Consider the following 11,737-nt stretch of genomic DNA (forward strand, 5'->3'; position numbering starts at 1 on the left):
AAGGTGGGGTTTTTTATGGGATAAAAACATACAAACGGCTTTGTCCACACTCGGCCTTAAAAATCCCCGGGGTACTAAAACACCCGGGGATTTTGCATTTTATTATTAATCCGCTTATCTATTAAAAGGCATATTCTACGCCAGCTTGGAGGGCGCCTTTGGTGCGGCTGCCCGCGCGCAGGTTAATTTGCGCGTAGCCGTTCCAATGTTCCCGCCACGATTTGCTTACGCCCAAGCCAAAGTTGGCGTAATCTTGGCGCAATTTGGTGTCCGGCAGGTCAATATTCCCGGCCGTGCCGCCCACCCCGTTATTTAGGTTAAACATATATTGCGCCGTAGCGTATGCGTTCCAGGTATTGCCCAAGTAAGTAAAGTTTACACCCGGCGCCACGTTAAACCCGTTTAACGCCTCGGCGGACATTGCCATTTCGCCATAATCCGTATCCCAATTTTGCTTGCCAAAAGTATTATAAGCCACAAACAAATTAGGCTGGATTATAAACGACGGAGCCGCCTGATAATTATAGGCCGCCTTGGCCGCCGCGCCCGCAAACCAATTATCCGTGCGGTCCGTTACGCCGGAGACTTTCATTTTGTTGTTATATCCCCCGCCGTAAACGGTAGCGGAAAGCGTATAAGCACCCTTTTGCAGGGTGCCCATTACACCGCCGTAAGCGCCGTCTTGGCTGTTTTTAACGCCATAGAAGGTTTGTTCGGCATTTTGATAGCCCAGGTAAACCGTCGGAATCAAGTTCCAGCCGCTCCCGTATTCGCGCGTGGCAAAATCCACCCCTGCCAAAGTGCCGTAACTGTTATCTTTTACGTTTAATCCCTGCGTCAGGCGCAACTTATCCAGCGAAGCATACGTCTTCATCCACGCCCCTTCCAAGCAGGAGCACTCGCAGGTTTCTTCTTCCGGGATATCCTTTTTAAGGTTATGGCCCAAAATGAAATGGTTGGTAACCATATCCGCTACAAATACTTGGTGATTATACGATGCCAAGGTGGCCACTTGGCCTCTAAATGCCTGCGGGTTGAAATCCGCCAGACTGGCCATATACGCCCCGTCCCCCAGCGAGGACAACTGATAATTTCCCACCGGGGTAGCAATTTTTTTGTTGCTGGCGGTGAAGTTGGTTGAGCCTGTATCCTGCGCGTCAAACACTTGGAATTTAATGTTGTTTTCCGTCGGCGCGCCGCCCACAAAGTTAAAATCCGCCACGTTAAACGTGCCATTGGACACGCTTGTTACCTGGTTCATTACAAAGGTATCGCCCGTTTTCGTGCGCGGGGAAAGGTCAATCGCAAAGTGGTTCACACCGTCCAAGGACACATCACCTAATTGGTTCGTATCCAAGGAGCCGTTTACCGTGCTTACCAGCGAATCGCCCGCCAAGTTAAACCCGTCCGCCAGCACGGTTACACCACTGCCGATGCGCAGGGCCGAACCGTCAGACAAGGAAACCTTTCCGCCCGAAATGTAACTGCCGTCCGTAATGGAAATATCGGATTTCCCGCCGAAGGAGGCCTCGCCGTTTTCCTGCTGTAAAACACCGCCGCCCAGCGTATTGTTTACGCCGTCCGTAGAAAATTTGCCGTTATCCGTCAACGAAACCGTCCCGTTCCATTTGTCTTGGTCATCCAAGTTAAATTCCGCCCCGTTTCGCACGGTAACTTTGGCCCCTTGTTGCAGGTCCACCAGCACTTCTTGTGCCACTTGGCTCGGGTTTTGGATATCCAGCACAGAGCCGGAAAGCAAATTCAAATTACCCGTCTCGGCCTGTAACGTACCGCTGTGGGTGGCGGAATAATTTAACGTACCGCCCTTGTTGTTGGCCCCCAGTTGGAGGGTGCCGTCCCAAGTGTCATCATCGCCGATAGCGGCTTCCCCGCCCTCAATGCTGACGGTGGCGCCCGCTTGGATGTCGGCAGTTACGGCGTCTGCTATCACGCTGTTTTCCGCCACGGTAAGCGTGCCGCCGGCCACAGTCAAATTACCGCTGGCCGCTTTTAGCGTACCCGTGGAAGTAAGGTCCTTTACGGTTAAATCGCCGCCGTTTAATAAGACTTCACCCTGCCAATTTGTACCGCTGCCCAGGGATACTTTTCCGTCCGTATCCACTTGCAGGCGGGCCTCATTGGCCACGGTGGTATTTACCGTGTCTTTGATTTCGCTCCCGGCCGCTACAATCAAGTTACCGCCGTTTACGTTCAAATCACCGGACTCCGCCGCCAACACAGCCCCGGTGTAATTGGTAATGTTATTTAAATTGAGTTCACCGCCGTTTAAGGCCAGTTTACCGCCCCATACATCCGCGCTTGTAAGCGAGGCTTTGGAACCCGTCTGCAAGGTAAGTTCCGCATTTTGCAAGAGTTGCAACTTGGCCGCTTCGGCCAGCACACTCCCTGTCCCCAAGGTCAGTTTGGCCCCGTCATCCACCGTCAGCGTACCGCCGTTCACCAGCAAGGTACCGCTTTGTGCGTTGGCGGTTTGCCAGAGCAAATGGCCGCCGTCAATGGTGGATGTACCGCCAAAGAATTGGGCCCCGTCGCCGGACACGGTGGTAACGGCACCGTCGCCTTGGGTAAAGTTACCCGTAAATTGGGAATTATCGCCCGTTAAGGTAAGCGCGCCCTTATTGGCGAGCGTGCCTTCGCCGGAAATAGCGCTGTTTACGGTATTCGTACCCGTGAACGTCAGGCTCCCCGCCGACGTTTGGTAAATATCGTTCTTGGCGGAACCGTTCGCCGCGGCAAAAGCGACATTATCCAAAAGCAGGTTGCCCGCGTTGTAAATGGCGCCGCCCAAACCGTCTGCTCCGTTGTTTTCAAACTGCGTGTTAGACACTACCATATTATAAGAGCCGTCCGTTGTGTGGGCCCCGTTATACAGCGCGCCGCCGTTGCCCGTGGCGGTGTTATCCTGTATAATAGCGTTTTTAATAGTAACCAAAGCGGTTTGGCTGTCATTAGACACCACGGAGCCGTTTCCGTCCTTGGCGGCGTCCTGAATAACCACGTTGTCTATGGTCAGTTGCGTGCTCTTATCCGCGCCAATTTGGAAGAAACTTCCGTTTTCGCCCGTCAAATTGCCGTCCGCATCCACCAGTGCGCCGGAGAGGACGTTTTTATTTTCGTTTTGGCTGGACACCGTAAACACGCCGTCTTTGGTTACGCCCAAAGACTGGTCAATATGGTATTCGCGCGTATCGCCGTCTGAAAATTGGAAGAAGCGCGTACCCTCGGTATCGTTCATTTGGTAGAGGGTATGGCTGCCCGCGTAATCCTTTACCGCCAGTTGGATAGACTGGTTATCCGCGGTTTGGGTTAAGTCGTAAATCCACGAGGTGCTGGCTACCGTAATGCTGTCCGTCAGCGGGGCAAAGGTGGCGCCCGAAAGCACATTGCGCGTGGTATTATAGGCGCCGCCCTTGTAGCCGTTTTCTTCGCCCGAAATGTGGATATTGCCCAAGTTAAACAAGGGGTTTCCGCCGGCTACGGCCAAGTAATCGGTTTCCAAGGCGCGTTCGCCGGGCTCTTCCGTACCGGCGGGGACAATGTTTACGTTAAAACTTAACTTTGTGTTTTCCGCATTTACCTTGGTAAAATTATATACTCCCGTGGTGCCTGCGGAATTGGTCAAATCCAGTTCCGCATTTTTAAAGTCGTAAGTGGTACCGCCCGAATAATCGCCGTCCGCCAACGACACCTTGGTTCCGTCAAAGGAAACCGTATTGGCTTGCCCGTTATCCAGTTTACCCAGCCGGAGATTTCCCCCCGTAAAATTCGCCTGCGCACCGCTGCCCGTAAAGGCCAGCGCGCTACCAGTTAGCGCGGCTTGCGTGCCGTCCGTAACCGTTTGGTTGAGCGAAGTTTGGCTGCCCAGTTTCACATCCGTATAATCCACCGTACCGCCGGAAACAGTCAAACTGCCCGCTTGAATATCCTTCACACCGCCAAACAAGTGGCCAGACGTATCCACCGTGGTTTGCCCGGCCGTTTGGATAAACGAACCCGTAAAGTTGCTTTGGTCCCCGGTAACGGACAGCGTACCCGCATTGGTAAACGCGCCGGAGCCAGACATCGCACCCGAAAGCGTCAAATTCCCCGTGTTGGAAACTTGTGCCTTATTTACCAAATTGCCGCCGTAATTTACCGTATCCGAAAATTGCAAGGAAGAAATCGCCGCGCCGTCCACGGTTACGTCCGCATTTGCGTTAGAACCCGCCAAGGCAAGCGTTAAGTTGTCATTGGTCCCGTTTGCAATTTTGGCAAGCAAATTATCCGCACTATCTAACCCCGCCAGCGTGGCTTGGGCGTTAGAGGACGACCAGTTTAAACCGTCCGCCAGCACAGAGGAAGCGTCAAACGTAAGGTTTGCATCCTTTGCCGTCAGCGTACCCGTACCGTTAATTTTTTTAACGGTCATATCCTTGGCTAAAATCAAATTGCCGTTTGCGGTAACGGAAGCGGCATTATCAATAGAACTAGCGCCCGACACCGTTAATTGGCCGTTAGCGTCCACGGTTAAATGCCCGCCGTTTACGGTTAGCGCGGCGCCGTCCGCCAGGTCATTGGCGGTGTTCCAGTTAAGGCTGCCGCCTTTAATATTGCTGTTCCCGGCAAAAAATTGCGCATTATCCAGCACATTGGTTACGCCGTTATTTTGCGTGAAACTGCCCAAATAGGCCGAGTTATCTCCGCCCAAGTTTAAGGTATTGCTTTCTTCGGCGGAGGTGTTGTTGACGATAGACGCATCCTGCGTACCCGCAATGCCGCCCGACACCGTAACTTCGCCGTTGCCGTTCATTAAAATAGTTCCGGCGTTGTAGATATCATTGGCCGAACCGCCGGCGGTATTGCCGCTAAACGAAATATTGCGCGTAGCCACGGCGTTCATTTCCACCGTTGCCCCGGCAGCGTTATAAATCGCCCCACCCAAATTTTCAGCCGAGTTATTTACAAACTCCGTATTGCCGTTAATTTTTAAGGTCCCGCTGTTATTCTGCACCACACCGCCGTTTCCGCTGTTATTATCAGCCGTTGTGGCGTGGTTTTCTTGGAATTTAGTGGCGGTAGCGTTTACTTCGCCCCCGTTATTAATAACCGCGCTGTTAAAGCCCTCATAAGTGGAAAGTTTATTAATCAGCAGGGTTTGCGCGTTACCCTCTTCGTCCAGCCCCAGTTCAATCCCTTTTATATTGTTATTGGCGATTAAGCCCTTATCGCTTACGCCGTTAATTTGAAAACTGAGCCCGGCCAAGCGGTTGTTGTTATCAATCCAGTTATTTACAATTTCGTCCTCGTCCCCGATGTTAAACGTGCGGGAAACGCCGTGGTCGGTATGGATAACCTCGTAAGCAAAGCCGCCCGATTTGCCTTCCTCGGCAATGGATAAGCGGTTATTGCCGAGCAAAGAGACGGAATAGGTAATACCGTTTTGCGTAATGGATTTGTTTACATCCGCCAAGGAAGCAATTAACTCATCCGTATTAATAAATTGCACCGTAGCGGACGTTTGCCCGTCGGCCAAACCTTGTACAATGTTTAAGGGGCCGATATCCAGCGCGCCGTTTGCCGTTACACTTCCACCGTCCGCCAGCGAAAGGGCATCGGACTTTTGGTCCGCCAAATTTACGTCCATTAAAAACTGCGGCGTATCCGCGCCAACGGTTAAATTATTAACGGCCACCGTATCTATAAACCCGTTTTGCAGGTTGAAGGCGCCGCCGTTTAAGGTTAAGTTTACATTGTCAAAATAATCGGTTCTGCCCGCCGTGGCGTTTGCACCCAGTTGGAGGGTGCCGTTATTTAAGGTTACATTTTGGTTGGCAACCGTGTTGTTAAACACCACCCGGCCCAATTTATCCGCCGCGCCGATATTGATTTGCCCCAAATTGGCCGACGAGCCAGCAATTCCGCCGTTAAAAATAATGGAACTCTTGTCCGCCGCGGCTAAATTCAAAGTACCTTCGTTGTAAATATCATTGTCCGCGCCCGCGGCTTGGTTGCCCGAAAAGGTAACCTCCTGGTTGTTATCAGCCAAAATATTTACGGTAGCGTTTTGGGCGTTATAAATCGCGCCGCCCTTACCCGTAGCGGTATTGCCTGTAAAATTGCTGTTGGTGATGTTCACGGTTCCGGCTTCGTTATACACCGCGCCGCCGTGGCCCAACTTGTTTACAGTCTCTGTCGTTCCGTCCGCGGTGCGCGTAAAGGTTACATCTGACGCGTGGTTGTCAGAAAAGATAGAATCCGTCAGGTCCACCGTGCCGCCGTGGTTAATAAAAGCCGAGTTAAAATAACTCCACCCGCCGGTATTGTCATCCTTTTTTACGTTATTTACGGCCAAGGTTTGGTTATTCCCTAATTCAATACCCACCACGTTGGCGGACGGCGAAGCAATCACGTTTTTGCCGTTGCCGTTAATCTGCAAGGAGTTACCTTTTAACACATTGGAAGCCACGCGGGAAGAAACGGTGCCGTCGTCATTTAACACGCTGTACGACTTGCCCCACGCATTGTCGCCCGTGTCGTAGCCCGTGATTTCCTCGTCCTCGGTGGCGTTATATACATAGGTGCGCCCGTCCTCTCCGCCCAAGGAAACCGCAATCGGCAAGCCGCCCGCGTTAATAACCTTGGTTACCTTTACGGAGTCCATTTGCGTAGAATCATCCGTATTGGAAATATCGCCCGAAAGCACATACCCGGCGCTGCTGGTGATAATGGTTTTTAAATTGCCGTCTAACAAGGTATTTGCGGTATTGGACTTGGCAAATTGCAACAAGGTGGAGGAGCCGACTGCGGCATTTTTGGCCGAAGCGTCCTCGGTTACCGTCAAATTATCCAGCGTCAGCGTGCCGCTGCCCGTAATGCCGCTTGCGATATAGTCAATCATACCGCCCAAATCGGCGCCATTGCCCAGTAAATTCAAATCCAAGCGCAGTTTGGCGTTACCCAGCACGGCTACGGAGTCGGGGTTTAACAAGTTACCCGCTTCCAAGTTGCCGTTCATCAAATCCAGAGCACCGCCCTTTAAGGTAATTTTGCCGCCGTCCGAAAAATATTGCGAGGGCGTAACCCCGCTTTGGGCCGCATAAACATTGTTCTGCCCAAAGGCCAGCACGCCGTTATGCAATACCAAGTTGGCCCCTTTAATGGTATTGTTAAAAATAATCGTACCGTTGGTGGGGGCGGCTTCTTCCTCGGCGTTGGCGGAGGTGGGCTCCAACTTGCCATAAGTAATGCCCGCTTGGTTTAACTGGATATTGGGGTTATTGACGTTGGGTCTTTCGTTGGAAACGGTTTTTTCCCGCATATCGTCTTTTGCGGCGCCCAAGGCATCAATCGTATCGTTAAAAATAATCCGGCCCGAATTACCTGCATTTAAATATACGTTGCTGTCGTTTCCGTCGTCCCCCGTAATCGGGTTGCCGTCCAAACCGCCGTTATCGGTAATGGCTACCCCCAAATACAGGCCTTCACTCGTTTCGGGCGTGTAGGCGTCCCCGTTTCCGACCCAGTTGCCCGAAAAAACTGTATCCCCGCCGTCTGCAATAACTTTTAAAAATTTATCCGCAAGCGCGTTTTTGGGGTTATAAGACAGCGCACCGCCTGCAAATCTGGCGTGGTTATTTACAAAGGTGGAATTGACGACGGTCAAGGCCGTACCCGAGGGAAGCGCGCCGCCGGAGTCGTTAGAGTAGTTGGAATCAAACAGAGTATTAGAAATATAGCCGTTGACGGTGTCGGACTTGGAATCCAAGCCGATTGCCCCGCCCCAGCCCAAGTCGTTTCCGTTAAACCCGGTTACTTTATTGCCGATAAATTTGGAATCCTCAATATTAAAATCCACATACTCATCCACATAAATCGCCCCGCCGTGCGAGGAGGAATAGTTGTTTTTAAAGTCCGCATTTTTGACATTTAAGAACGCCTGTTTATCCTCATCGCCGCGCACGTAAATTGCCCCACCGCGCGACTCTCCTGCCGTATTGGTGGTATAGTTGCCGTCAAACAAGACGGACGCATCACCCGCGCTATCGCGCGTACCGTTAATCGTCAGGTTGCCCTTGCGGTTGGCTACGGCCCCGCCGCTGGTATTAACGTGGTTACCCGTAAAGGTATAGGCCCCCTCTAAACTCATTACTCCCGTATTGTACAAGGCTCCGCCCAAACTATACGAACTGGAAAGAGAGTTATCCGTAAAATCGTAATTTCCAAACAGGGACAAGGTTCCCTCGTTAAAAATAGCCCCGCCGTAAAAAGCGGCCCCGTTACCCGAAAAGGTCATACGGTCCGTATCCGAAGCCGACATAAACATATTCCCGCGGTTGGAAATTGCACCGCCCTGTCCGGCGGCTTGGTTATCCGTAAAGGTATAGGTTCCGCGCAAAAGAGCAGTACCGCCTAGGGCGTTTGCAATAGCCCCCCCGTATGAATTGGAAGCGTTTTGGGTAAATAAATAATTGCCGGACATATTGAGGGAATCTTCGTTATAAATGGCCCCGCCGTGCCCGGGCGTGGTGTTGCCCGTAAAGGTCATTTGTTCGGTATCATCCGTAGAAACGGTCAAGACCGCGCCGTTAAAAAGTGCCCCGGATTTATTACCAATGAAAGAGGAATTGCCCGTCAGTGTGGTTTCCCCGCTGTTATAAGTGGCCACCGCCCCTTTTACCGCGCCGTTTGTGGTATTATTTTTAAAGGTAACATCCTTTAAGGTCATTACCCCCTCGTTATACACGGCGCCGCCCCACTTGTTGCCGCTATCGTAATCTTGCATCGTCGTACCGTCCAAATGCAAAACGCCGTCCGCCTGCACGTCCAGCCCCAAATGCTTGGTATCGCCCGATTGCAAGGTGCCGCCCTTTAAGGTAATTTCTTTACCTTCTATATATAACTGGCCGGAAGCATCGTCGGTTATCGTTCCGTCCAAGGTGATTTCCGTAGGTTCGGTGGCATTAGCAACCGCCTCTTTGAGGGAGGTGTAATCCGTAACCGTAAGCGGAACAGCCGCCAGGGCGACATTATCCGCCAGTAACACACCGCCCAAAATAAGAGCAAACAACTGCGTGGAAAAAGACTTTTTCATAATAATCAAATAAACCTTTTAACTAATGAATTTTTAATAAGAATAGCAAGTAAGCATAATATAGATATTTTACCAATTATCGCAGTATCCCTGCCAACTGCAATAAAAAACGCCTCTTGGGTGTTTTATAGGTAGCGGGCAAACCTAGTAGTCCGCTAATCTTCCTGTGTAAGAGCGCCCGTTCCCCAACTGCGGGCGCTTTTTATAATATAGGGCCCACTGCGCGGATAGGTCCTTTGACCCTGTTTTTTATTCCCCCGATTTCTATATAATGTATATATGAAAAAATTAACGACTCTTTTTATTTTTGTTTTCGCCGTTTGTACGGCCAGCCCGGCTTTTGCCCAAAGCGACCTGATTAAAAAAGCCGCCAAGGCCAATGTTAAGGCGGGCGAAATTGCCGCCAGTTCCTCCGCCAAAGCAGGTGAAGCGGCTGTCCGTGGTGCCGCCTCGGCCACGTCCAAAGTGCTCTCCCAACAAGCAAAACTGGCCCAAATTACCGAGCAAATCAAGATTTCTGTGCCTACGCCCAAGCCGCCAGTTCCGGCAAAAACTTCCCGCATCGCCAGTGTTAAAAGCGCATTAAACCTCTTGTTTGGCAGAGCCCCCACCGTACAGTTGCCGCCGCAGGTATTGCGCGAGGACTTACGCCTCCCGGTGCAGGATTTTTCCGCCTTTAAAACGGACATAGCCACTATGCCCGCCGAAACACCGTGGAAAGCCACCCCGCAGGATATGTACCGCGCGCTCAGTTTGCCCGCAGACGGTGCGGCCTTGCGCAACATTATGGAAAACGGCCTTTTGTTAAAGGATGTTGGCAAGTTTAGCAACAACCGCACAATGGCTTATGTCAGCGGGGACCCGCGTATGGTAAGAACCGTTTCTTCTATGAGATTTAACTCCCTCGCCTCCGACCCGAACAACGCTGTTCATTACGCCAAAATGCACCACAGCAAGGACATTATCGTCGTAGTCCGCGTGCAAGGTTTGCCGGAACACGAAAAAGTGGCACACGTAGGCAGAGATATTCCGGCCGAGAACATTAAAGAAGTTATCGCCGCTTTAAATATCGGTGGCAACACCGTCTGGTGCCGCGTGGAAGCCACGCCAAACGGCTTCACCTTTACCCCGTATCTGTTTGACACCACCGGGTTATAGGTCCAAAGGCCTATGGTTTTTTACCAAGGAACGCTTATACTATAAGTAAACCCGGATAAGGAGCCCTTTATGAAACGCAACCTATTTCTTTTACCTATCCTTGCCTCTTTGCTTTTTGCGCTACCGTTGCAGGCGCAAGAAGTTGTACAGGTGGGCAAAGGTGCCGTTAAGGTAACGGATACCGCCACAAAGGCCGCCGAAGCAGGGGCGAAAGCCTCCGCCAGAGCCGCCGCCGCGGGAACCGCCGTATCTTTTTCCGCGCGACTGGCCCAACAGTTCCCGGGCGTGGTGGTAAAGGCCTACGAATTAAAGGGTTTATCCCGTCCGCAAGCGTTGCGCAAAGCCGTGGAATTGGGTGCCAATAAAGCCCAGCCCGCTTGGCCCAAATTGCAGGCAGACGGCGCTATCCACACGCAAACCTTTAAAGATTTAACGCTGGACGGCTACAAGGGCGTTGTTCCCGCGCTTCCGCACCCGAACCGCAAAATGTATTTGCACCGCGGTATGGGGCTGACAGAAGAAGGCTTGGTAAAGGTATTACAAAAGGGCGTGCTCTTGGAAGATGCAGGCGGGGCTTCCGACTGGTTAAACACCTCTTTGGCGATGGGCAGTATTGGCACGCCGGGGATGTCTCAATCCCTGCTTGATAAAATGAGTGAGGCCAAGGCCATTAACTTTACGATTAACGCGCAAGAAGCCGCGCACTACGCCCAGAACAACAGTTTCAAAGACGGCAAGGTGCCCGTCGTGGTAACCACGCACGGTATGCGCGACAAAGACCCGCTGTCCGGCTATTACACCTTTAAAGAGGACATCAAGCCCGAGCAATTTACGGCGGTGGCCGTCCTATTAAAAGGGCCGACAGGGCTCCCAATTTGGTACCGGGCCAACTTGGCAAAAGACGGTAAAACGCTCGTCCTAACCCCCTATCAAGTAGCCGAAAAGTAATTTTACCCGGGGTTCTATAAAAAGCCCCGGGATTTTTTATGCTTTATAGTTTTCCCCCACTTATTGATTTCAAAACCCGCGTACTGGTTATCGGCAGTATGCCTGGGGTGGCTTCATTAAAAGCGCAGGAATATTACGCCTTTAAATACAACCAATTTTGGAAGATTATTTTTGACCTGTTTGCCGGCGGACGCACGCCCCAAAATTATGCGGATAAAAAGCAAGTATTACTCGCCCAAGGCATTGGCTTATGGGACGCCTTAGCCGCGTGCGAACGGGCGGGCAGTTTGGACGGAAATATTCTAAAACCCACACCTAATGATTTTCCTGCTTTATTTAAAGAATACCCGGGAATAAAAACGCTTTTGTTTAACGGACAGGCCGCGCACAACCATTTTAAGCGCGCCTTTGGCGACGGCGGAAAAATTTGCGAGGTTCTCCCCTCCACCAGTCCGGCGCACGCGTCGCGCTCCTATGACGAGAAAAAACTCCTTTGGCAACGCGCCCTTTTTTCTGCGTTAAACATTTAACCCCGCTCGT

The 11,737-nt window shown here is 51.6% G+C and carries 4 protein-coding genes; 3 read left to right on the top strand and 1 reads right to left on the bottom strand.

Features of this window, described 5'->3' with window-relative positions; genetic code table 11:
* Nucleotides 1-121: 121 nt before the first annotated feature.
* Complete coding sequence (locus tag ACR0QV_RS00865) at nucleotides 122-9,091, bottom strand: beta strand repeat-containing protein (protein ID WP_432634126.1); 8,970 nt, start codon at nucleotides 9,089-9,091, stop codon at nucleotides 122-124.
* 279 nt (nucleotides 9,092-9,370) lie between these two features.
* Here ACR0QV_RS00865 and ACR0QV_RS00870 point away from each other — a divergent pair, with 279 nt between their 5' ends.
* The 3 genes from ACR0QV_RS00870 to ACR0QV_RS00880 all read left to right on the top strand — a co-directional run bounded on the left by ACR0QV_RS00870 (nucleotide 9,371) and on the right by ACR0QV_RS00880 (nucleotide 11,727).
* Nucleotides 9,371-10,249, top strand: coding sequence for a hypothetical protein (locus ACR0QV_RS00870; protein WP_432634127.1), 879 nt, complete (start codon nucleotides 9,371-9,373; stop codon nucleotides 10,247-10,249).
* A 69-nt stretch (nucleotides 10,250-10,318) separates the two neighbouring features.
* Nucleotides 10,319-11,197 carry a hypothetical protein gene (locus ACR0QV_RS00875; protein ID WP_432634128.1) on the top strand — a complete coding sequence of 293 codons (879 nt, stop codon included), beginning with the start codon at nucleotides 10,319-10,321 and terminating at the stop codon, nucleotides 11,195-11,197.
* A 38-nt stretch (nucleotides 11,198-11,235) separates the two neighbouring features.
* Nucleotides 11,236-11,727, top strand: coding sequence for a DNA-deoxyinosine glycosylase (locus ACR0QV_RS00880; RefSeq protein WP_432634129.1), 492 nt, complete (start codon nucleotides 11,236-11,238; stop codon nucleotides 11,725-11,727).
* The last annotated feature ends 10 nt before the right edge of the window (nucleotides 11,728-11,737 follow it).

The sequence above is a fragment of the Candidatus Avelusimicrobium sp. genome (assembly GCF_050873505.1).
GTDB lineage: Bacteria > Elusimicrobiota > Elusimicrobia > Elusimicrobiales > Elusimicrobiaceae > Avelusimicrobium.

Bases quoted from the DNA above. Each gene is read 5' to 3' on its own strand.
- ACR0QV_RS00865 (WP_432634126.1), bottom strand. From the start codon at position 9,091: ATGAAAAAGTCTTTTTCCACGCAGTTGTTTGCTCTTATTTTGGGCGGT.
- ACR0QV_RS00870 (WP_432634127.1), top strand. From the start codon at position 9,371: ATGAAAAAATTAACGACTCTTTTTATTTTTGTTTTCGCCGTTTGTACG.
- ACR0QV_RS00875 (WP_432634128.1), top strand. From the start codon at position 10,319: ATGAAACGCAACCTATTTCTTTTACCTATCCTTGCCTCTTTGCTTTTT.
- ACR0QV_RS00880 (WP_432634129.1), top strand. From the start codon at position 11,236: ATGCTTTATAGTTTTCCCCCACTTATTGATTTCAAAACCCGCGTACTG.